Source organism: Candidatus Alistipes pullistercoris, from assembly GCF_027665465.1.
Lineage (GTDB): Bacteria > Bacteroidota > Bacteroidia > Bacteroidales > Rikenellaceae > Alistipes_A > Alistipes_A hominis.
Genome location: NZ_JAQDED010000004.1, coordinates 94,031 through 118,612 on the forward strand (window position 1 = coordinate 94,031; position 24,582 = coordinate 118,612).

A 24,582-nucleotide genomic window follows, 5' to 3' on the forward strand; every position below is an offset into this window, starting at 1 on the left:
GACTGCTTGTGTGTAGCGTCTGTGTGTGTGCTCGCATGCAGCGTCCGACTATCTGCGTGTAGTGTCTGTGTGCGCTCGCGCATGTAACAACCGTTTGCTTACGTGTAGTTGTGTAGTCGGTCGCTACACGACTACACGAGTGCGCGCACCGGGTGCTTAGCTGCGTGTAGCAACTACAAAATAACAGGTAAAAAGTCCGGTAAATGCGGTTAACCGGACGGTGGCCGTTCAGGGCCGTTGCAGGCCGTCCAACGCATTATGCCGGGCGGTAAAATATCATTAACATTGCGCCGTAAGGCGCTCCTTATGCGTGTGCGGGGGATTTCTGAGTGGTGGAAGCTGTAAATCCATTCTGTGAATGGATTTTATTAGCGTCAGCTAATAGCGAGCTGTACTTTTGTCGGACAAACTTCGTTTTGTCCGACAAAAGTGCTCGCTGCCCCGTAAACGGGGGCCGTTACTCCAAAGTCGGACAACCTTAACCTATCAGGATATGAAAAATGCAGCAAACAAGGGCCGGGACTTTTCCGGCAAGCGTTCTTTTCGATACACGTTCCGGATGAGCGCCGCCGAAAATATCCGCTTTCAAAAGATGCTCAGTGAAGCGGATTGCGAAAAAAATATCAGCCGTTTTATTCTCGCACGGCTGTTCGGCTGAGAGTTTAAAGTCGTTCGGGTAAACGATTCGGCCGTCCGTTTTTACAAACGTCTGAATAATTTTTATTATCAGTTTCAGGCAATCGGGAACAATTACAATCAGGTCGTACATGCGATCAACCGGGGATTTACCGAACAGTCGGCGCGGCTGCTGCTGGCCCGTCTGGTCGAACAAACGCGCGACCTGAAACGCCTGAGCGAGCAAATTCTCGCGCTTGCCAAAGAGTTTAACGAACGATTCAACGCCGATGGTAGCGAAAATAACATCGGGTAAGTCCCTTTACGGCGTACTGGCCTACAACAAAATCAAAGTGAACGACAGCAAAGGCCGTGTGATTTTCTGCAACGACATGATCGTACCGGAAGATCCCGCACAAATAGACATTAAATCGTGCATGCGCTCTTTCGAACCGTACCTGAACGCAAACCGGAATACGAAAAAACCGATTTTCCACGTATCGCTGAACCCGTCGCCCGAAGACGTGCTGAGTGACGCCGAACTCCACAGCATCGCACAGCGGTACATGCAGGAAATGGGTTATGACGAACAGCCGTATATCGTCTACCTGCATAACGACATCGAACGGGTGCACCTGCATGTCGTTTCCGTTCGCGTGAACCTGTCCGGCAAAAAAATGGATTCGAGATTCGAGGCGCGGCGTTCGATGAAAATTCTGCGCGACATCGAACGGGATTATAAACTGCATCCCGCCGTAAAAGGAGAAAGCCTGAACGATTCGGTGAAACTCAAAGCGGTAGATTACCAAAAGGGAAACGTCAAACAGCAAATCGCATCGGTGGTTCGCGCGGTACTTTCGAAATACCGGTTTTCGTCCGTCAGCGAATTCGACGCGCTGCTTCGGCTGTACAACGTCTGCGCCGACCAAATCACGGGTTCCGTAGAGGATAAACCTTACAGCGGAATCGTGTATGAAGCATTGGACGACCGGGGAGTGCGTGCCGCTATCCCGATCAAATCCAGTAAAATCGGAAAGGATGTAGGATATGCCGCTTTACAGAAAAAGGCGGAGCAGGGCTTGGATACAATCGAACGCAGTGGGCGGGCAAAGAACCGTATCCGGGCCGTCGTGCGTCAGGCGCTCCGAGGTGCGGATGCAAAAGAACAGTTCGCCGAACGACTGCGGGCGCTGGGCGCCGATGTGTATTTCCGGATCAACGACCGGGGGCGCATCTACGGAGTGACTTTTATCGACCATCGGTCGGGAATCGTGGTAAACGGTTCCCGGCTCGGCAAAGCGTATTCTGCGAACGTGTTCGCGGATTGGTTCGGCGCGACGAAATCCCAACGACAGGATTTGTTGGAACGGATCGAATCGAACGGGCAGCAGACGGAACAGGATGTTCCCCGATCGCTGTTTGCGGAAATTACGGCGAACCGGTCATTGTCGCCCGAAGAATGGGACGATATACTCCGGGAACAGCAAATGCGCCGCAAAAAGAAGAAGCGGCGACCGATGAAATTATAGAAACGAAAAAGCCGGGCGGATCGCTCCGTCCGGCTTGGGCCGTCGCCGTTTTCATTAATAATTAGGTTAGCTTAGAGGGTAAACGGTTCGGGCTATGATGAAAAGGTAGTAGGTTCTAAAAAAAGGGAGCGGGTATCCCGACGCGTCCCGCTCCCCGCCGATTTGTCCGTAATTGGAAAGTAAACCTGATTACGGTACGGACAACTCGGCCTGTAACCGGGATAACAGTTCCGGATAACGGTCGAAGTCGAAAATCCGGAAATCCCGTATTGCGATCCCGTTGCTGCGGGCATAGCTGGCGTTGTAAAGTAGTTTTTGGTATTGGAGAAAATGCAGCCAAACCGTTTTTCCGTCCCGCAGGTCTGCCGACGGTTTACCGTACCGGCGGCCCCCGTAAGCATAAATGAAAACCTGTAACGGAATATCGTTCATCAGTTCGTCGATCGGTTTTTGTTCCAGAAAGTAAGGTTTGTATTTACCGGCATCGGGCACGATCCAGCAGGATAAAAAGTCGTCCGGGATTTCGCTGATCCGAAGATTCAGCGGTTCGCCTTCCGGCGTTTTATCCATCATCGCGCGAATGGTAAAAAGCATCTGTTTCAATTTCATGTCCATAACAAATCGTTTCATTACGGTTTATACAGGTTGACAATTCGCAGTCCGGGTTTTCTTTCGGCCAGACTTATCAGGTGGCAGGTTTCCGCTTCCCGGATCAATTCGGGACGGTAACAGCAAATCAGCCGGGACGAACGATCCACGATGTACCGGTTCTTTTGCGTGTAATCCGTCAGCCGCGAATCCTGCCTGACGGGTTTTAGATTGTCGGCGGTTTCCACATACTCCCACAAATCGCGGTCGCTCCCTTTTCCGGAAAGATACCGGGCATAACCCGAACATTCGCACGGGGTCATTACGACCGTCAGCGTCATATCCGGCATTTTGGTTTTAAGTTCAGAAACGATCCTTACGGCCATCTGTTCGAATTGGCCGCTCATGCCGGTTACGATGTGTTTGAACCCGGCGTTATAACAGTCCATGACCGTCTCGGACAACCGCCTTTGCATGTCCTTATCCGGAATCCGGTTTACCGGGAAACGTCCGCAGATTCCTGCACATCTTTGCATCACACCGGCGTTTTATCGAAACGGATTCCGAATCGTTGGGCGATCTCCCTCAGCACGGGCAGCGTCTGCGGATAAGCATGAAAGTGCAGGATTTGAAACGGCACAACGTACATATTCCGTTTATCCAGTTCGACGATGTAGTACAGGGCTTCCTGAAACTGAAAGAAATCCATGATGATTTTCTCATTTGGCGTTCGGTACGAATCGTCGTTGAGTTTGGCGGCATAAATCTGGTCGTGATAACCGTAGGCGCACGAAAAAACGGCGAACGGCAGGGTGCTGTCCGGTTCGGCCTTGTGGTCGGCCATATCGGATAGAAGCTGTTGCGGATCGGGCGCGACCCATGCCCGCAGCAGGTCGTCGGGAATCAGACTGCACCCGACGGTCGTAACGTCGTTTTCCCTGAAAAATGCGATGCTCCACTTGAAATAATTAACCGCTTTCGGCGAACCGTTAAACTGTTGATTTTCTGTTTTCATAAGTATTTATATAAGTTAAGTAATAAAAAAGGCACAAACCATCTGTCTCCCGGTAGCCGAGGTAACGCCAATTACCCTTATATAGCAAAGAAAACAAGATCAGTTCGTGCCTGTTATAGACACAATACATCACTTGTTTACTACCTATACTAAGGTTTTGGCGTTTTTCGACTACGTAGTAAACAAATACTATTTTGAGGAACCTATGGCGATTTCATAGCTTGTTTTAGATTTTAAATTCTGCGTTATTTTATCTTCATTATCTCCGAAATCAGTCGCTCGTCCGCTTTGTGGTTATACTCCCGTGCGTCATCGCACAGATTCAGAATCGTCATGTCCCGCTTGCGGGCTAAGTCCACCGTGTAGGCCGTGCCGCCGGACTGCCCGTCGTAGTAGCACACCAGCGCAGAGGCATGATCGAGCATCGCCCGGTTGCGTTCGTGGAAACACGACCGGGTAAAGTTTTGATGCAGGCAGACCCGGCAGTCCGCTGCGGCCAGCACTGCGGAATAAAGCTCTTTAAACTCGTAGGGAAAACCGTTTGCCTGTCCCCGGTACGGTACGACGGCGATCAGCCGCAGGTCGGGCAGTTGCTTTTTCAGCGAAAGCACGGCCAGCCCCGCCCACAGATCGAAACCCGTAGCCATGCCGCAGAGATAAGTATGGTAATCCCGATAGCGTAAATCCAGTACGGCCCTCGCCGTGCGCCGGACGATGCGCTCGCGGACGGCGGCATGACCGGCAGCGTTTCCCGGCGGCACGATCTTTTCCACGCGGTAGCCCGAAAAAGCTGCCGCCCGCGACGGGTCGATGTCGTTCAGGATTTGCAGTTTGTCATATTCGATTCTCATAGCGGTAAGCGAATGTTGTGGATAAAAATGGGCCGAACGACCGAAACGTTCCTGTAAACGCTCCGGGATTCGGCCCATCCAATCTAATGTATTATGAAAAATTGCTCGTAGAGCCTAAAAAAAGAGGGGCGCAGGCCCTGAATGCCGCAAACGGCAGCCGGACGAACGCCCCCTGAAAAAGTTAGTAAAGATTGAGACATCCGCACGGATAATCCGTGTTCGCGGAGAGAGGGTAGAACGGACAGGGACGGCCTAATATTCCCGCGTCCGTTCCGGTGTGAATTTCTGTTATGAAAAAGAATCAAAAGATGCCGTAAAAATGGGGGACAGTATTCAGGAACGCGCACACGGCATAGTCCAGAAAGTCGATGCGCCTGCCGGAACTGCCGTCCCCCCGAAGTGAAGTTAAGTTTTGAAACGGAAAAAGAGGGATGCACGTACCGAATGTCGTATGAGCCAGCCGGAAGAACGTCCCCTGAAAATATTAAAACGAATTGATTCATACGCACGGACATGCCGTGTTTGCAGTGAGAGGATAGAACGGACAGGGACGGCGTGGTATTCCCGCGTCCGCTCCGGGAGAAACTATTACCATGAAAAAACAACGAAAGATGCCGTAAAAATGGGGAGCCGCCCGCAGGCTGTTGCGCCCTCCGAAAGTAAGGATTCCTTTGTTTGGACACCTGCCGGGACTTACGCTCCCCGAAAATGAAAAAACTTGTATTGAAAAAAGGTGATGCAATAAGCCGGGGCGCTGCCGATTGTCTACTAAAAGTTTTCACTCGAGATGAAAACAAATCGGAACGTGTCCGGCCTATATCGATGTAGAGAAAAATTGTATCGGTAAATACAGGCGAGGCAGCGGCGCATTGCGTCGCTGTTCGTGAGATAAGTTGCGCTTCAATTTTTGCTGCCACAATCTGCCCGTTTACACTGACAGTCTATGAAAAAAACGGACATAGATTGTCAGCAATGTGGGCAACAGGCGTGGCAACCGTTCGGCACAAGTGACAAATCTATGCCCGCTATGGGCATAAACGCAATTATCACTTATCATTCCCGGATAAAAACTGCCACGTTCGTTGCCGAAATGATAAATTGATGAAGTATTATAACTTCATAGCAAATATAATATAAAAAAGAGAATATTGATTAACAGAAATAAAAAAAAGGACATGGAACAATACAAGTCGGCAACAGGTGTGGCTAACCTCTCGGAAACGAGTAAAGTCCATGCCCCAAAGTATGCGAGCATGAACTCCACTTACTCATCCCCCGATAATAAAAGCCACTTCGTTGCCGGACGGATAAGCAGAATATATGCGAGAATTTTACCTAACGTAAAATAATCGAGTAATCTTAATACGTGTAAAATTCATTACAAATATAGAAAAATATTCATGCTCCAACAATAGGCATAAGTAATTAATCTTAATTATTTTGCCTATTAGGATATTTCAAAGAACAAGGAAATCACAAACGTTCATTTACGGACACACCTGATAAATCTCCCGGACCAAACGTAGGGCGCGGGATTTAGCAGTTTTGAATATAGATGTGGGAAAGGGCACGGGCCGAAACAGTCCATGCCGGGCGAGGGAATGGACTATTTGCTACGGATCATGCGCCTGTCGGCACACCTGTCACTATCTGCAATAGTCTCCATAATCAATCAAGTTTGACGATAATATAACGGCCCAAACATACGGATTATTTTGGAATCCGCAATAAAACAACCATCCGATAAGCAAGTTCGAATTAGTTTTATATTTGTTTCATGTGAATTACATACGATATTCTGAACTTCGACTTAACAAATTCTGATAATACTCATCAAAAGAATGTTCTTTAAATTCGTCTAATCCAGTTGCATGGTGTATGCAAAGAGGAAGACATAAAGATTGAATGGATATAGGTGTATCTTTTATTTTAGGATTTGCTTTAATAAGCGAATTATAATATTCCTGTCTTTTTACATTTAAAAAAGATAATATTTCTGCATCATATTTTTCTCTTAACTCAATATATATCGGCTTGATCATTTTATATATGTTTCTTGCAAAACGAAGGGCTTCTTCTTTTTTTGGAAAATATCCTTTATGTACAACTTTATTTCTAAACTCAACCGATTTGTTAGGTAATAGTTCAGGTATATCATTATTTGCTTGAAAATACATAAATACAAAAGCGCCATATTCACGTTCAGAATTATTTGAGATTTGTTTATATGCATTATCAAGTTTATCCGCATCAATATTTCTGGCTCGACAAATAATATTAATATAAAACTCGTAAAACCTCTCTAATGCAGCTTTAAAACTCAATACAGATTCAAGATAAAAACCATTGACATGGGCAATCAATCCAGATTCAAAAAGCACCTCAAAAGGAAATGCTTGTAACTGAGCAATATATTGATGTCCTTTATCGCATGTAAGAAGGTATGTAAATTCATTTTCAATAGCCAGTTGGCAACCTTTAACATCTAATCCATTAAATCCCCCTTCTATACTATTTTCCAGACAATCTGGACAAAACATCATTATTTTCATAATATTCAAAATAAAAGATTGGAAGCAATATTAAACAAATCAATCATATTCAAAACAAAATGTAGGTAAAAGTATAAATAATTTTCGCTTTTATGTTTTTATATTATGCCATTATATTTTGTGAATGCAGGTTGATTTAGCAAGGACAAGATACAATAATGGTCGTGAGCAAAAGTCAGAACTTAAAAAGCAGTTGGCATAGCGCAAGATCGGAGGATAGCGGGAGAAGCATTTTTATAAAAGATAAAAATACATCTCACTGTAAAAATTGCAAAATTTCTTGTTGAGGCGGTAGTTTTTTGTCCGTAGTTTTACCGAAGCAGTTTTTTACTTTCGATATTTTCCAGTATTCCCATTTGATGAATGGCGATCTGATTCAACTTCAGCAGCCGTTCTTTTTGAGGCATGCCCTCATTGATAAAAACCGCATTTAGATTTTCCATATTCGACAAGCAGATCAATTCGTTGATCGTTGCATAATCCCGGATATTTCCTTTCAGTTCGGGATTGGCTTCCCGCCAGTCCTTAGCCGTCATGCCGAACATTGCCATGTTCAATACGTCCGCCTCGTTCGCGTAAACGATCGACGCCTGCGCCGGGGTAAGCTGCGGCGGCACAAGGTGCTGTTTCACGGCGTCGGTATGGATATGATAATTGATTTTCGACAGTTCCCGTTTGGCCGTCCAGCCGATTTGCGCCTGTTCCTGCTCTTTGAGGCGTTGAAAATCACGTACTAAATACACTTTGAATTCGGGACTGATCCACATGGCAAACTCAAACGCTATATCCTTATGGGCATACGTTCCACCGTAACGTCCCGCCTTAGCCTGCAATCCGATTGCGTTCGTTCGCTCGACGAATTCTTTGACACTGATTTTAAACCGATTCAATCCTGACTGACTTTTAATTATGGCGAATTCGCCATAATTAAAACCGGGATTATATACTTTCTCCCAAATTCCGAGAAATTCCAACGTATTTCTGTTTCGCAGCCAGTCGGTAATAAAAAAATCGCCGTCTTTCGCCTTTAGCATATCGGTAATGCAGATATAATCGTCCTCGTGAACTTTTACAATAGCTACATCAATTCCTTGAACAGAAATTTTTGCCATATCAATCGGTTTTTTACAAAGGTAGTAGAAAGTACCTCAAAAGATTATAGTTGAAGGCCAAAAACAAGCGCCATCTTTTCTATCCGTTGAATTTTAAGGGTTCATAATATACACAGGATTCTATATTGACAATATGTTGATAACATGATTTTAGCATCGTAAACAAGATGACATTAAACTTTATCTTTGCAATAATCCAATAAGTTAAAATTATGAATATAGAAGAAGTATATGGGTTTATAAGAAGTGAAGATGCTGTTTTATGGGTTGGAACCGGATTTTCATTATATGCCAATTATCCTTCTGGCAAGGCTTTGGCCGATCAGATTAATGCCAATCTTCCTGACAAGGAAAAAGAAACCGATCCCCGATTAATGGAAGTCGCATACAAATATGAATTGATTAACGGACGAAAACAGCTAATAGAATTTTTAAGCCAAATAATTGAAGCAACTCCATTTAGTGATGAAAAATGGCATAAAGAATTGGCGTTAATACCTCACATAAAAACGATTATTACAACCAACTACGATAATCTGTTTGAAAAAAATTACGGCGATAAATGTGTGGTGATCCGAACGGATGCAGATATTAAGAATATAGACGAAAACAAAACCGCTATATTTAAAATTCACGGCGACTTTTTAGTGCCTGACAAACTCATTATTACACGTGACGATTATGCCAAATGGTTAGGGGAATTTCCGAAAACGCCTCTTTATAATTTGGTTGTTTCACGACTCATAACAAAATCGGTCATTTTCTTAGGGTATAGTATCGAGGATATAAATGCCCTGACGCTCATCAATACGATTAATTCCCAACTGGGAGAAAACCGTCGGCAATGGTTCTATGTTTCTCCGGACATTCCGGATATAAAAGTAAAAGAACTGCAATCGAAGAACATTACAGCCATACCCGTAGCAGGAGAACAGTTTATCGAAAATCTTACATCCGATTTAAATAATCATGTATTAGAAGATATTACGACCTCTCATTATGGCGTTACATCGAAATTGCTATATGCGAAAAATCGTGACGTCAATGTGAAAATCGAACCTTCTGAACGAGGATATAAAATAGCTGGTCTTGCCCTTTTGAAAAAAGACCTTGACAATAAATTGACATTTAATATAAATATAAACACCCCGAATGCTATTTCCGCATTTCTCAATCATATACAAAGTAAAGATTTGGTAATTCCAGCATCGGCAATTTCTGACCTTGAATATAAAGTTGGCCCGTTATTGCATCCTTATATAAAAAAAGAAAACATTTCAGAAATTATTTTAACCGATATCCCTTTTGAAACGACTTTCGATATTAGATTCTCCGATATTGATTTTGATTACAATGACATTCCTGTAAAAATTTATCGGAGCAATAATATAGTCGAAATATTTTCCTCGTTAAATGTTGGTACTATTTATTTAAAAATCAGTTTAAATAATGTGAGTAAAAAAAGCATTGACTTTTTAATGAGAGTAAAACGCCATGATCAATATAGGTACAATAATACATCAGATGAATTAAAATTTCACAAACTGATATCGTTAATATTTCAGCAATATAAATTCAGGATTATTTCAGGTAATTATAATATAGAGCACTCAATACCAGTTAGAAAGGATGAGCACATAAACTTTTACACTAAATATATGAATTTCTTTACTCAACTGAGGTTTATCGAAAGAAAATTAGGAGTAGCATTTAAAGATTATACGATTTCAGAACAGGATATAATTAACGTAAAGGACATATATACCAAATTAGTCAGCCCCAACTACAAGTCAGCAAAAAAGTCTAAAAAAATTCATTTATTAAATGCGACTTTTGATTGGCCTAAATAAATACGGACCATAACTGTAAGTTTCCGGCCTGACGAGATTAATAAGTAATCCTCTGTTTGATAGCCCCATTTCTGAACCATTATGTAATATGCTGTTTATTTGTAATATGGTGCATTGACGGCAACTTCAATTTCATTGTAGGTAATTTTTAATATACTTATTATCAACGAATAAAATCGTTTTTCTGTATTCCGATTTTGGTTCATATAAACATTCCAGATTTATACGAAAATCAAAGGGTAGGGCGTACCATGTATCGCACTAAAACTTACCCACCATGCAAAACGAAGATGATTTGCGCGGCCTTGCCAAAACAATGCAGCTAATGCGGGCAATCAGCGTTATTCTGCTGGTTGTTCATCTGTATTGGTTCTGTCACAACTGAATAGCCGGTTTGGGCTGGAGTAACGCGACGGTCGATCAGATCCTTTCCAATTTCCAACGAACCTGCGGGCTGTTTTCGTCCACGTTGACAACCAAACTTTTCTGCGTTCTGTTCATCGCCCTTTCCTGTTTGGGGACGCGGAGCGTCAAAACCGAAAAGATAACCCGAAAGCATATCCTGATCTGTTCGGGGATCGCCTTTCCGCTGTTCTTTCTCAACGGCTGGCTGCTGAATCTATCCGGTGGCCCCGTGATTTATGCCTTTACGTCTCTCGCCGGATACCTCGGTCTGCTGCTGGCCGGATTATGGATCAGCCGACTTTGGAGCGTTCGGCTGATGGATGATGTTTACAACACGGAGAACGAAAGTTTCCAGCAGGAAACGCGATACCTATATAATGAATACTCCATCAATCTTCCGACGCTTTTCTATTATAATAAAAGGTGGAATCCGGGTTGGGCGAATGTGATTAACCCGTTCCGGGGATCGGCGGTTATCGGACTTCCCGGCAGCGGGAAATCTTTTGCCGTCATTAACAGCTACATCAAACAGGGCATCGAGAAAGGATTTTGTCTGTTCCTGTACGATTATAAATTCGACGACCTTTCCCTGATCGCCTACAACCATCTGCTCAATCATCCGGGAGGGTACAAAGTTCCGCCGAAATTTTGCGTGGTAAATTTCGACGATCCGAGGCGTTCGCACCGCTGTAATCCGATCAATCCAGAATTTATGAACGATATTGCGGACGCATACGAAGCCGCATACATCGTTCTGATGAACTTAAATAAATCGTGGCTCCAAAGATCCGGCGATTTTTTCGTAGAAAGTCCGATCGTTCTGTTTGCGGCGATTATCTGGTATTTAAAAATATACGACAATGGAAAATATTGTACGTTCCCGCATGCAATCGAATTACTGAACTGCGATTACAAAGATATTTTTCCGATCCTGATGGCCCGAAAAGAGTTGGAAGGCTATATAAGTTCATTCGTAAGCACATGGCGATCCGGTGTTCAGGAACAACTGCAAGGTCAATTATCATCGGCGAAAATTCCGTTGTCGCGGATGATCTCGCCGCAACTGTATTGGGTAATGTCGGGCGATGATTTCAGCCTGAATATAAACGATCCTGAAAATCCCGAAATCATGTGCGTCGCCAATTCCCCGGACCGGCAAAGTATTTATTCGGCAGCTTTGGGATTGTACACGGGTCGTATCGTCAAATTGATTAACAAGAAAAAGCGGCAAAAGTGCATGGTCGTAGTCGATGAACTCGCAACCATGTATTTTAAAGGTATCGACAATTTGCTCGCAACCGGGCGCAGCAATAAAATTGCCGTCTGTCTTGGATTTCAAGATTTCGCACAGCTACGACGCGATTACGGGGAACGCGAGAGCAAAGTGATTGAAAATCTCGTAGGAAATATCTTTTGCGGACAGACCACCGGGGAAACGTCCAAAACTTTGTCGGAACGTTTCGGCCGCATCGTACAGAAACGCCAGAGCGTTACGATCAGCGACGGGGGAAAGTCCACCTCGCTCAATACCCAACTGGATTACATGATTCCGGCATCGAAAATCAGCAATTTATCGCAGGGGATGTTCGTCGGTTCGGTCGCCGACGACTTCGAACAAAAAATCGAACAAAAGATTTTTCATGCCCTGATCGACATCGACACGAAGAAAATCGCCGAAGAAGAAAAAAACTACGTGCCGATCCCGCAAATCTCCGATTTTACGGATGCCGACGGCAACGATTGTATGAAGCAAGTTATCCAAGCAAATTACGATCGGATCAAAGCCGACGTGCATCATATCATCGACGCGGAAAAAAAACGGATCAAGGCCGATCCGCAACTGTGTAAACTGCTTCCGGAAACTCCCCCGAAAAAACAGAAATAAGCAGTTTTTTGGGGATTCCGAGGCCGTTTCGACGGTCTGGAACGGCCCCGAACGGCCCCTTTTTAAAATCGGTATTTATTGCTGATATAGAGCGTATTTTAGCGTCAAATCATTTACCATAACCTTTAATAATTTCAATCATGGCAAAAAAACAAGAACAACAGACGCCGATTCCCGAACCCGAAAAATCCAGTGTCAAGGAAACGATCCTCGTAGTGGATATAGAACAAAAAGAAGTTCTTGCGGTCAGTAACATCAAAGAAGTTTCCGGAGATAAAAGAATCGAATGGGTAAGGCCAGAACAAAAAAATCAACCTGCATTCTATTCCGTGAAAAGCAGTCCGTTGATTGCCGGTTATTTGACCGAACTGATAAAAATTGCGATGGATCGTGATCGGGCGGCAGGAATAGACACGAGAAACAAACCGGCCCGTTACGCTTTCTACAAAGTTCCGTTCGGACAAGTCGAGAAAGTCGCCGGAGCAGTGCGGCAGGTACTTGCGAACAATAAGGATACGGAAGCAAAGCAGATCATCAATCCGTACTACACCACAGCCCGGAATCTTTCCAACGTCAAACACGAATCCTATGAGATTCCCAAAGAAGAACTCAAAACGTTGTACGGAATCGACCTCGATAAATACCCGGACGCGCTCAGTAAGCTATCTTCGAATTTACACTGTTCCGAATTATTCGATATAAAACAGCAATTAAGCGATCGCATCGGTATGCCCGGAAAAGTCGGCCTTGAATTTTACAAGGACGAAAACGATGTTACAAAGGTGGAAATTATTATTCCCAGTAACGTCCGGGAATACAGAACAGAGGAATTAAGCAAATATTTGTCACGGTCTGAAATCATGGAACTCAATCTGAAAAATGAAATCGGACATTTGGTCGAATTTCCGGACAGACATACCGGAGCGGTAAATGCCTGTCATGTGGCCTATGATACGAAACTGGGCCGAACGGTAGCTGTTCCACGCAAAGAAGCCCGTATTACGTCGTATTATGCAGGCGTATTCTTAGACGATGATAAAACAACGAAACTTTCCATCGGCGAAACCCTTTATGTAGAGGGCATGAAAACGAAAGACGGAGCCGTTTACAATGGAAATGTAAAATACAGCCCGATCGAAGGCACGCTTGTTACCACCAATCAAGTATATAAAGAACCCTATATTTTCCCGGCCATCCGTTCGCAGTTGAATAAGCAGGATCTTGAACAATTATACGCCGGACAAGCCATAGACGGACGCAAATTGGTTACTGCCAAAGGAACACGGATGAATTGTTTCGTTTGGATCAGCCATGCGACGAATGGAACCGTTTTCGGAACCCAGAAAGGTTGGGAAGAAGAAAATAAGGCGTATTTGGCCCGTGAAGCTGAAAAACAGGAACAACAAAGTCAGTCGATACCCGAACAGGCGGAAGAAATACCGCAACAGAGACAGGGACAGTCGATGAGACATTAAACCGGCAAACATTCAGAAAATGAAAAAAATAAAAATGTCGATTCCGGTTTCACATTTTCGGCGCAGGCTGGAATCATTCATTAACGAACGCCATCCGAATCTAAAAAATGCCAAAAGGTTGATAGCGACCCGGTCCGTTCAGGCGGCGCAGGCGTTTTCATCAGCGGTCTTAGCCGGAGATTCCGAAACCGCCGCGCGGACGAAAGCGGACGCCCTGCTGTTCGAAGGACTGCTTTTTTCCAAATACGACACGATCCGTTGTATCATTGCAACGGAATTTCCGAAAATTCCACCCGACTGACAGCGGACGCTTTCGCTCGAACTGATCGAATCCTGTAACGATATTTTTTCACGCTATGCGCTGACCGACAGATTAATCCGGGAACCCGCCTTTAATCACATGATCGTCGAATTGACCGAAAGGATCAAAACCCACATCGACCGAAACGATCTCGGATAATTATTTGCAAAACCTAAAAATCGAAACTATGAAAATTCGGATATTATCCGCAATCGTACTGATTGCGTCTGTTTCCTGTACTAAACTTTCCACCGACGAACCGCATCGCGCAACCGATGAGCGACAGCCGACCGTCTCGATCCGCTTTGCTTCGGAACCTGCGGAGCCGGGCACGAAAGCCTTTTTCGATTCATCGACCGAAACATGGGAAAAAGCACTCGGTACGCTGACCGTACTCGTATTCGACAATACTGGCGCACTGATGGTACAGCGGGATTTCACTTCAGCGGAACTTTCCGCAAAAAAAGCGTTGTTCGCCATCCCGAAAGGGACAGCGGGGACAACCTGTGATTTTTACGCAGTGGCAAACACGCCGGTTGCAAACATCACGACCAAAACAGGTCTGCTGGCACTGCTGGAATCCTCTGCGGCCGATTACAACGGCACATTTGCAGAAGTGACGACCAAAGCCAGACGCGCGGGCGGGTTCGTCATGTCTGGCAGTGCGACAAAATCCCTTGCAGCGACGGGAAGCCAAACCGACGTAACCGTTGCATTGAAACGTACCGTAGCTAAAGTAGCCTTACAGGTATCGCTGGCGTCGGACTTCGCATCAAAATATCGCGGAGCGGTTCGGATCAATTCCGTAAAACTGTCCAAAGCCGCCGTGCAAACTCCCGTTATCAAACCTGCAAGACCGAGCACGGGAGCAATGAACTATTCATTTACGCAAACACCCAACACCGTATCGAACACTTATCAAAACCTGTTTTACATCTATGAGAACGGGGCATTGGGAATTGGAAGCCGGGTATTGCTGGAAATGAACGCGACGTATGATCTGGATGGTAACTACTCCACGACAGGCGATCAGGCGGCTATGACGTACAGTGTGGAACTGGACGGCAAAACGGGCGGACAGATCGAACGCAACGGATATTATAAAGTCAATGCCGTACTGAACGGATTGGTCGGAAACAATGTTTCAGTAACGGTTTCCGTCGCGGATTGGGAAACTCCCGTAACCCAATCGGTTAATCTGGGCCAATAAGTTTTTCTTAAATCGAACCGGGGCAGTGGCCTTCGCTTCTGCCCTTTATTCCGACTTCACGATGAAAACAACCTTTTATAATCTGATAATCTCGCTGTTCGCGCTGTACTGTTCGTGCAGCCCGTTGACCGGGGATGCCGCCCGACTTCCGGACGGCGATTCCGTAACCGTCACTTTTGCCGTATCCTGCCCGGAGACCCAAATCGCCACCCGTGCGCTCGACCCGTCGCAGGAGAAAGCGATCCGTAACCTGAACGTCTACCTGTTTCACAAAACAACGGATATTTCGAAACACATCTATTCCAACGACGGGACCCAGCGGATCGACGCGACCCTCGTAAAAGGGGAATACGACCTTTTCGTGATCGCCAATGCGGGCGGGAACCTCGGCGAACTGACGCGGGAGCAGGCCGAAACCCGCGCCCTGAATATTTCAGACGAATCCGACCTGACGCGAAACGACGCACTGCCCATGTCGGCCCGGCAGCCGGTTACGGCGAATCAAAATGCCGTGATTCCGGTATCGTTGGTTCGCCTGACGGCCAAAGTGGAGTTCTCGCTTACCATCGCCCCGACAGTATCGGGCCAGATCGTCTTGCAGACCGTACAACTAATGAACGCACCCCGTTCGGTTTCTTATTTCGCCGACAACCGGACATCCGGGGAATTGCTGAACTTTCCGAAACAAAACATCACGGGCAATACGTTTTCCGGAACTTACTACGTGCCCGAAAACCTGCAAGGCATTAATGCCGCGATCAAGGACCAGAAAGACAAAAACCCGTCGAACGCACCCGTCGGGGCTACCTATCTGTACGTGCAGGGCACGACCTACGGGCGGCAGGTTGCCTATTATATCTATCTGGGCGGGAACAATATCGACGATTTCAATATCCAACGGAATCATCAGTACGTCGTACAGGCCAACATCAGCGGAATCAATACTATCGACACCCGCGTATCGACGGTCGATCTGACGTTCGGGGCGATCAAAAACCCGTGCAACGTCGGGGAAACGGTCACATCGAGCGTAACCCTAAAATGCACGAACAGTCCCGCCCGTCAAATCTACCTTTCGGCCATGCTCGCCGAGGGCGGCGGAACGCTGACCGTAAACGGCTCCGCATGGACCCCCGGCGCGGCCATGCCTTTTTGCAAAGGAAACGAAGCCCGCACGGTTCCGGTTACGTTGGTCCCAAATCGCTCCGGACTGATCCGCATACGCTTTACCGTCTCGGACGATCAGGGATATATTACCTATCTGGAGCTGACTACTTACTGTCAACAGTCTTATCCGGTAACGACGGTATTCAGTGAGAACAGTTGGAGCAAAACGGCGCATACACCGCTGAAATTCTCCGTCAATACCAATCAGCAAAACAACACTTCCGGATTTAATATTAAATACGAATTGCTGAAAGGCGCAGGGGATATGTACTACGGAAGCAGTATCAAACTGACGGACGGACAATCGTTGACCAGCGGCTCAAACAATCCATCGACGGGGCTGACTTTTCCATTCAACTTTACGCCGACCGCTATCGGCACGGTGTCGTTCCGGCTGACGTTTACCGGCGCGAACGGGCAAGCGTCCGTCGTCGAAAAGACCTACGACGGGATCGCACCGTACAAAATCAATATAACCCCGGACTTCGCCCATATCCAGCCCAGCGGAACGAGCGTAACGTCCGACGGATACACCGGGATATACTACAAGAATTTCACAGTCCGGTTACTTGCGTCCGCAGATAAAGCCCTCGTAAAACCGGTGTCACTCAATATTGGTTTACAATACAAGTTAGGGGAATACAAAACCTCGCTAACCCCGACGATCACAACGCAAAACAAAAACGGCGAGGTTACGATCAACGCCGGAAGCAAAACCGGATATACAGCCCTGATAACGTATGCCGCAAGCTGTATCGGCTATAATGCGGGCATGGGTTCCAAGATTATTTTTCCCGGTTTTTACATGGTTCCCAAACAAAATTACGCAACGGGCGAACACCGCGAAGATGCTTCTATTACCTCGTACAAGATAACGAGCGCCGCCGACAACACGATAGAATACACGCTGCTTACACCACCGAAATAACGACACTATGAAAACGCATCTATTATTGATTCTTTGGGCCGCAACCATCTGCGGATGTTCAAAGTTGGTACATACCGAGGGACCGCAGACTGCAACCGAGATTCCCGTCTGTTTCCAAGTGGAGTGCCCCTCATTAGACGAACCAGCGAAAGCCCTGAGCGACGCACAGGAAAAAACGGTCAAAGACCTGAACCTGTACCTGTATTGTAAAAACGCCGCCGGAAAGGACGAGCACATCTATTCGGCGGGATCGGCGAACATTACCCGCAAACTGACCGTAGGCGATTACGACCTGTTCGTGATCGCCAATGCAGGGGCCGATCTGGGAAACATGCCCCGCACACAAGTGGAACAGTCGGCCCGTACCGTCGGCAGCGAATCGGCGCTCGAAACCGGCTCTGCGCTGCCTCTATCTGCGAAAACGTCCTTTTCGGTCAAAGCGGCCATGACCGTGCCCGTTACCCTGCGGCGGATCGTGGCGCGGATCGACCTGAAACTGTCGGTCGCCGCCGCACTCGCCGGGCGGATCACACTCAGTTCCGCCCAAGTCGTATCCGCGCCCAATACCGGATTGTACTTTGCGGACAACGCGCCAGCGTCGGACGGCAAGCTGATAAACTACCCGAAAATCGCCCTTACGGGCAGTTCGCTGACCCGTTCGTTTTACCTGTTGGAAAACTTACAGGGAAAAGTGCCGTCCATCACATCGCAGACTCAGCGCGATCGGACGAAAGCACCGGCGCGGGCGACCTATATTCATATCGAGGGACAGGCATCCGGCAAAAAACTGGATTATTACGTTTATCTGGGCGAGAACACGACCGACGATTTCAATGTCCGCCGAAACAAGCGATATACCCTGAACGCCGTCGTATCGGGCGAGAATACCATCGACACCCGCGTATCGTCGGCGGAACTGCAACTGGGCGCGGTCGGTGCGCTCTACGCTCCGAACCAAACGCTGTCCACGACGCTCGCGCTCGTAACGCAGAACAATGCCGGAGAAACCTACCAACTGAAATACCGGCTTTACGAGGGATCGGGAACGCTTAAAATCAACGGACAGTCTTACGCGCAGGATACGCCGATTTCGATTACGGCGGTAAACGGCGCGAAGCAGATTCCGATTGCCTATACGCAGGCCGCAGCGGGAAACGTGCGGATCGGGTTTACCGTCACGGACCGCTACGGGTATGCGCTGACCAAAGAACTGACGACCGCATACAAGGCCAATAACCCGATTACGGGCAGCGTATCGAACTTCATCAATAAAGAGTGCCACAAAAACCAGTATTTCACGCTGTCGCTTTCCGAGAAAGACTATGCCGGAAAATTCAGCGTCAAATGCGAATTGGTAAAAGGTGCGGGAACGCTCTATTACAACACGACGACGAACGCCGTAGCCAGCGGGTCGAGTTTATCATTGGCTGCCGGGACGCATACGTTCTACTACAACGGAACGCAGGTCGGGGAAACCGTGATCCGCTTTACTGTAACCGATACCAACGGCCAGACCAAAACGATTGACCAGAATGTAACGATGGAACGGCTGACGATCTATGTTCGTTCGAAATTTACGTGGGGGACGCAGAAAGTCGTATCGGGTAACGAGGCGCGTCTGGACAGCTATATCGAGTTCGAAATACGGTGCGAAACGCCGCCGCTGCATACGCTTCCGGTAATGTACAAAGTCGGTTACAGCATGGTTAATACAATGGTTCCGCCAACGACTAAGGGAAAACCGTCGCAAACCTACAACTGCACCTTATCGCCGTCCAGCCTATCATTTTGGACGCGGGTAGTTTACAACGATTACGAAGGGCCGAAATATTATTGCGACAGTTACGGCAACATAAATTACAGTTACATTTTGCTGCACGGTTACACGATCAGCGGGCTTGCGCTGACCACCGTGGAAGTGACCCGCCCGGACGATCCATCGGTGCAATACTATTGTTACGGTCAGGAAATGGTAAGGTTGGATAAATAGCAATGGTTATGAAACGATTCCTTACCATCGCTGCGGTCGCTCTGCTGACGGTCGCAGCGCAAAAAGCGTCCGCGCAGTTCTATGCCGTGCGGTTCAATACGCTGGCCTTAGCTACCGGGACGATCAGCGGGGGAATGGACGTTGCCGTTTCTAAAAAAACGTCGCTCGATCTGACCCTCTATTGGAATCCGCTGCGCTTTTCCTCTTTCCGAACTACGTTTCTGATCGGACAGGCCGGAGTGCGGTTCTGGCGGTTCGAACCCAATGTCGGGCCGTTTCTCGGCATACACGCCGCCGGGGGACGCTACGACATCGGAAACCGAAGGCTGCACTACAAAGGATTCGTCGTCGGTCTGGGCGTATCGTATGGTTATTCGTGGCTGCTTAGTAAACGCTGGAGCCTGACCGCCGAGATCGGCGCGGGCCTTTTTTATACCAACGATACCCGGCGCGATTACTTTACGCCGTGGAGCGACGACGAACTGATCCGTCATAACCGGCGGCTGACGGTACTGCCGTCGAAAGCCGAGATCGGTTTCTCATACCTGTTCTAATTTCCGTAATCCTATGAAAATCTATAAAATACTATTTCTGTCCGCTTTGCTGTTTTGCGTATTGTCGTGTACCATGATGCGCCGTTTGGAACGCAGGGAAGCGAGCGCCGGGATTTCGCTGATCCGGGAAAAACAGGCCGAAACCCCGAAAGAAGCCTACAAACCGAACTATACCCGCGTGGCCCGGCCCTTAACGGGGGATTCGGTTTATTGGGGCGAAGCCGTGACCGACAGCGACGGGCAGCGGGTTATGTCCGTCGATTTGCAAGAGGTCGAAGTCGTGGCTAAAAGCCGTGTCGTGGTCGAACGTCTGGGAAAAGTCGCCATCGACTTTCGGATCACTGTCCCCGAAGAACTGCAAAGCAAATGTTTCGGAATCGTCATAACGCCGCGCCTGCAAAACAACGGAGCGGATACTCCGTTGGAAAAACTCGTAATTCGCGGGGGACTTTACAGCCGGGTGCAGGAACGCGACTTCTGGCAATTCGACAAGTACCGCAGCCGCCTGTTATCGTACCGCTCCGATACGGCCTATTGGAATGGCAGGATCGAGCGGGCGTACCGGCAATTGGTAAAGTTCCCGTATGCGACCGATGCCCGGTTGGATTCGGTCGTCAGTCAAAACGAAACGATCGTTTACTATTACTCGCAGGACGTGAAAACCGAGGACACCGGCAAACAGCTTTCCGTAACGCTCGACGGGCGGGTGCAGGCCCTCGATGGAAGCAGTTACCGGCTGCCGCCCTCGGACACGATCAAATACACGATTTCCTCGATGCTCTCTTTCGTCGATACGCTGCCGCGATACCAGATCAAAGTGATCGACAAGTACGCGGTCGTGCGGGATCGGAATTTCGTGACGTTTCGGGCGAACGATACGGCCATCGCCGATACGCTCGGCGACAACCGCAGGCAGTTGGACCGGATCGTTTCGCTGATGGACAGCCTTATCAATCAGGAAGAATTTTACATCGACAGCATCACGCTGACCGCTTCCTCGTCGCCGGAAGGCCCGTATGTCCGAAACGATGCGCTGGCGAGGGATCGCGGCTATGCGCTCAGGGATTATCTTTCCGGGCATTTCGGGCGGCAGACCGACACGATGATAACTGTGCGGCGGAACGCCGAGGACTGGACGGAACTCGACCGGCTGATCCTCGGCGACGACAGCATCGACAATCGGGAACCGATACGCCGGATTATCGAAAGCGAACACAACCCGGACATCCGCGAAAAGCAGATCCGGGAACGGCATCCGCAGGATTATGCCTATATCCGGCGAAAACTGTACCCGCAGTTGCGATCCGTCGCGTTCAAATATAACCTACGGCGCAGGGGTATGATTCAGGACACCGTGCACACAACCGAACCCGATACGCTGTATGCGCGGGGTGTGGAATTGCTCAAAAGGCGCAGTTACACCGAAGCGATGAACGTACTTTATCCGTACCGTGACCGTAACAGCGTGATCGCCCTGCTGTCGCTCGGTTACGACCGCACATCTTATGAAATCGTGCGGGAACTTCCCGCCGGTCCCGAAAACGATTATCTGCACGCGATTGTAGCCATGCGATTGGACTTGCGCGACGAAGCCGCCGAACATTTTGCGCGGGCTGCCGAAGCCGAACCGAGAATGAAATTCCGCGCCCGGCTCGATCCCGAATTAACCGAACTCGTACAATAATACGTAACCCTATGAAACGAATAATGATTTTTTTCCTTGTAGTAGTGCTTTGCGCCTGTTCCCTCAAAGAGCGAACGGACATCGAAATAAACCCGAAACCGACTTTAATTGTGAATTATCAGTACATAAATAACGATGGAATAAATACCTTTCCGGAAGAAGTCGATTTAATAACCACGTTTTTATTCGATCAAACCGATCTGTTTATCCGGTCGGAAAGTTTTAACCGATTCGCTTTACCCGACACTTTCGGATATACCCTGTTATCAGGCGTGCCGGACGGCTACTATACAGTTGTGTCATTTGCCAATGCGGAAAAAACCGAATTTGAAGAACTCACGCCCGGAAAATCACATCTCTCAGACCTGAAAGCCTATTTGCATGACAGCACACGTTCGTCCGATAAATTATTCCACAGCCTGAACCGTTATCATGTCACACGCGGAAAACCGGTCGTCCGTTCTATCGACCTCGACAAGCTGTTCTACCAAATCGACCTGACAGTTACCGGCGCAGACAAACTCAATGTCCTTTCCGAAGATTTTACAGTGTTGTTTACCGGGATTCCATCAGGCGTAAATTTCGTGGGGGAATCGCTTCCCGAACAAATATCCTACAAACCCTATCTCCGAAAAACACCCGAAAACCGGCTTATAGCTCTATTCAGCACGCAGCGGTTCGAAAAAGATAGCCCCGTCCACATGCTGATCCGTGCCGGTAATGAGACGATAACCGATATATCCCTGTCCGAATATCTGGAGCAAAACGATACCGGCATCGACTTTCATAACGACAAAGACGTTGTAATTCCTATCGACATTGACATCACATCGACCGGAGTAACAATAACCGTGAATGAATGGGACGACGGCGCAATTCAAATTCCGGTTATAGGAAACTAAAAACTAATAAAAAACCTTGAAAAAATAATGAAACAAACATCTAACACCGCAGAACGTCAGCATGTTTTTGCCACTCTAAACAAAGAAAGTAAGATATGCGACTTTTCTACGAGCCATAAAAATTTTAACGATTATATTCGAGACAAAGTTGAAAACACAGACCCGTCCCGACCTATCCCGATGAATTTTCTGGTTCATTTCGATTTTCCTAAAGAGTGGTATATGGAAATGCGAAACCTGATGCCTTTTCAAACTCTTAAAAATAATATACATTTTATCGGAGCGAGGGAAGGTTATTTTCCGGAAAACATCATGTCGTTTCGGAAAGCGGTTTTTTGTCACCGCAATAAATTGGAATATAATAAAACGCTCAATTCCCGTGAAAATAAAGAATATCAAAACTTTTTCACAGACCAAGTAAAAGGGCGGTCAACACAAACAGAAAAAACGCAGGATACCGCAAAACCACAGCGGATCGTCGTAAATGCCACCGACGTACCCATCAAAAAGAACCATATAAAAATCCGGTAGGTAATATGACGCAGAAAACAACGACCGACGAATTTAAGTCATTCTACAAAACAGTATCGGGAGCAGAAGGCGAAAGGTGTACTTATCCTACTCGCTTAGATTTGTATGGACGGGGATGTTACCATGATTGTACTTACTGTTACGCCAAATCTTTGCTAAGTTTCCGGGGATTGTGAAACGCCGCTAATCCTGCGGTCGCAACATTGGATTTATGTCAACAAGAAGATTATGTAAACATTTACATAATTGCGTGAATGCGAAAGGCATATACCGTAAACCGCCCCAACTTGGGGTCGCATTTTGTGACCTCAAACAGATATTTTGTATGTTACGGTATTCGTTTTCGGTAATTTCAAACATAAAATCCGAAGGAAAACGTTTTATGTTTCGTCGTACGGCCTGTTTCATTTTTTTAGTTTCTACTTGGTATAATTCGGCCAAATCATAATCGAGCATAACACGCATACCGCGTATGATGTATATTTTATCTTTTTCATCTTATAAAACCCCAAAGAAAATCTTCTTATCAATCCAGAATCAAAAGCCAGCTTTACAATCTTTTTAAGATATTGCATATGGTTATAAACTATATTTCGTATTACATCTCTTTTCCGTCCTTATAAAGACCTCAAAGTTTTGAATAAGGTCATCTGCACTACTGGCCTGATTAAAATCCTCAACGATCAGAAACGCATCCAATCAAAACTTTCATTTTCCATGAACAATACCGTCCACAAGACAAGCTGACCAGTTTTATAGGAGACTGAAACATAAACTGTATTTCATTCACAAGCGAAGGTATATAATTTAATTAATTTTTGCTATTTTTGAAAATGGTCATGGTTTTCCTGATCCAAATTACCGTTTATAGAAGATTCCGGACGTTCCCAAAATCATAAGATTTCTGTTTGAGTTTTATTTAGAATTAAAACATAAACTTATATTTATCTTGAAATATCTATTACAATACTTAATGACCATAACAGTAATATTATTATTTATGACAATAATATTACCTTGCTATGAAGATATCGGCCCACAAACAAATTGGCTTATAATATTAATATCCATTTTATTAACATTCATATTATTATATACTGCTTTAAATGGCAAACTTAGATTGAATATTATTGACATATTATGTTCATGCGCCGTCTTATATACATTATTACAAGGAAGTATATTAAATGGCATAAACTTTACTCCTATTCAATACAATTACCTGTATTTATTTTTCTTGTATGTTGCATTTCGATGTTATGGTATTTTTATAAACAACGATTCGATAATTTTTATTACCATTATTTCATTAGGAATTCCCCAGTCATTATTTGGCATATTGCAGTACTTCAACTTGTTAAACTCCTTTAATTCATACAATACAATTACCGGAAGCTTCTTCAATTCAGGTCCATATGGAATATTTCTGGGAGTAATA

General features: G+C 46.4%; 17 protein-coding genes and 3 pseudogenes. 13 read left to right on the forward strand and 7 right to left on the reverse strand.

The features are described from left to right. The first annotated feature begins 709 nt into the window (after positions 1-709). Entirely contained in the window at positions 710-931 is a 222-nt protein-coding gene (locus PGR91_RS07395) for a hypothetical protein (protein ID WP_259336724.1), read from the forward strand. Beyond that, positions 906-2,144, forward strand: coding sequence for a conjugal transfer protein MobB (gene mobB / locus PGR91_RS07400; RefSeq protein WP_118656088.1), 1,239 nt, complete (start codon positions 906-908; stop codon positions 2,142-2,144). The genes PGR91_RS07395 and mobB overlap by 26 nt, the downstream gene beginning before the upstream one ends. Before the next feature lie 189 nt (positions 2,145-2,333). On the opposite strand, the gene PGR91_RS07405 is transcribed toward mobB, so the two are convergent. The 6 genes from PGR91_RS07405 to PGR91_RS07430 form a co-directional block, all read right to left on the reverse strand. After that, entirely contained in the window at positions 2,334-2,774 is a 441-nt protein-coding gene (locus PGR91_RS07405) for a hypothetical protein (protein ID WP_147387379.1), read from the reverse strand. Continuing rightward, positions 2,774-3,268, reverse strand: a complete 495-nt coding sequence (locus PGR91_RS07410) for an SLOG family protein (protein WP_118656092.1) — start codon at positions 3,266-3,268, stop codon at positions 2,774-2,776. The genes PGR91_RS07405 and PGR91_RS07410 overlap by 1 nt, the downstream gene beginning before the upstream one ends. Further along, positions 3,268-3,747 carry a hypothetical protein gene (locus PGR91_RS07415; RefSeq protein WP_118656094.1) on the reverse strand — a complete coding sequence of 160 codons (480 nt, stop codon included), beginning with the start codon at positions 3,745-3,747 and terminating at the stop codon, positions 3,268-3,270. Before PGR91_RS07415 ends, PGR91_RS07410 begins: the two co-directional genes overlap by 1 nt. 245 nt (positions 3,748-3,992) lie before the next feature. Beyond that, positions 3,993-4,598, reverse strand: a complete 606-nt coding sequence (locus PGR91_RS07420) for an SLOG family protein (RefSeq protein ID WP_182424228.1) — start codon at positions 4,596-4,598, stop codon at positions 3,993-3,995. Positions 4,599-6,382: 1,784 nt separating this feature from the next. Then, a complete protein-coding gene (locus tag PGR91_RS07425) occupies positions 6,383-7,150 on the reverse strand; it encodes a hypothetical protein (protein WP_147387380.1) in 768 nt (255 codons plus the stop codon). A gap of 311 nt (positions 7,151-7,461) precedes the next feature. Beyond that, positions 7,462-8,262 carry a KilA-N domain-containing protein gene (locus PGR91_RS07430; RefSeq protein WP_118656100.1) on the reverse strand — a complete coding sequence of 267 codons (801 nt, stop codon included), beginning with the start codon at positions 8,260-8,262 and terminating at the stop codon, positions 7,462-7,464. Between the two features lie 212 nt (positions 8,263-8,474). Here PGR91_RS07430 and PGR91_RS07435 point away from each other — a divergent pair, with 212 nt between their 5' ends. The 11 genes and pseudogenes from PGR91_RS07435 (at position 8,475) to PGR91_RS07485 (ending at position 23,144) form a co-directional block, all read left to right on the forward strand. Then, positions 8,475-10,112 (forward strand): SIR2 family NAD-dependent protein deacylase, encoded by a 1,638-nt coding sequence (locus tag PGR91_RS07435; RefSeq protein ID WP_118656102.1) that lies wholly within the window; start codon positions 8,475-8,477, stop codon positions 10,110-10,112. A 277-nt stretch (positions 10,113-10,389) separates the two neighbouring features. Continuing rightward, a pseudogene (mobC, locus tag PGR91_RS07440) lies at positions 10,390-12,402 on the forward strand (conjugal transfer protein MobC). Positions 12,403-12,542: 140 nt separating this feature from the next. Further along, complete coding sequence (locus PGR91_RS07445; RefSeq protein WP_118656104.1) at positions 12,543-13,877, forward strand: DUF3945 domain-containing protein; 1,335 nt, start codon at positions 12,543-12,545, stop codon at positions 13,875-13,877. 34 nt (positions 13,878-13,911) lie between these two features. Further along, positions 13,912-14,337: pseudogene (locus tag PGR91_RS07450) on the forward strand (DUF1896 family protein). 4 nt (positions 14,338-14,341) lie between these two features. Continuing rightward, complete coding sequence (locus PGR91_RS07455; protein ID WP_270399315.1) at positions 14,342-15,388, forward strand: fimbrial protein; 1,047 nt, start codon at positions 14,342-14,344, stop codon at positions 15,386-15,388. A gap of 61 nt (positions 15,389-15,449) precedes the next feature. Then, the gene (locus tag PGR91_RS07460; RefSeq protein WP_118656110.1) at positions 15,450-17,483 is read left to right on the forward strand and encodes a DUF4906 domain-containing protein; all 2,034 of its coding nucleotides are present in this window, start codon (positions 15,450-15,452) and stop codon (positions 17,481-17,483) included. A 7-nt stretch (positions 17,484-17,490) separates the two neighbouring features. Further along, positions 17,491-19,473, forward strand: coding sequence for a DUF4906 domain-containing protein (locus PGR91_RS07465; RefSeq protein ID WP_118656112.1), 1,983 nt, complete (start codon positions 17,491-17,493; stop codon positions 19,471-19,473). 8 nt (positions 19,474-19,481) lie between these two features. Then, positions 19,482-20,027, forward strand: coding sequence for a DUF3575 domain-containing protein (locus tag PGR91_RS07470; protein WP_182424229.1), 546 nt, complete (start codon positions 19,482-19,484; stop codon positions 20,025-20,027). 13 nt (positions 20,028-20,040) lie between these two features. Beyond that, entirely contained in the window at positions 20,041-21,711 is a 1,671-nt protein-coding gene (locus tag PGR91_RS07475; protein ID WP_118656116.1) for a hypothetical protein, read from the forward strand. Positions 21,712-21,722: 11 nt separating this feature from the next. Then, positions 21,723-22,613, forward strand: a complete 891-nt coding sequence (locus tag PGR91_RS07480; protein ID WP_118656118.1) for a FimB/Mfa2 family fimbrial subunit — start codon at positions 21,723-21,725, stop codon at positions 22,611-22,613. Between the two features lie 27 nt (positions 22,614-22,640). Beyond that, entirely contained in the window at positions 22,641-23,144 is a 504-nt protein-coding gene (locus tag PGR91_RS07485; protein ID WP_118656120.1) for a hypothetical protein, read from the forward strand. A gap of 246 nt (positions 23,145-23,390) precedes the next feature. On the opposite strand, the pseudogene PGR91_RS07490 reads toward PGR91_RS07485, so the two are convergent. Beyond that, positions 23,391-23,627, reverse strand: a pseudogene (locus PGR91_RS07490) (ORF6N domain-containing protein); the annotation flags it as partial. Positions 23,628-24,582: the final 955 nt, after the last annotated feature.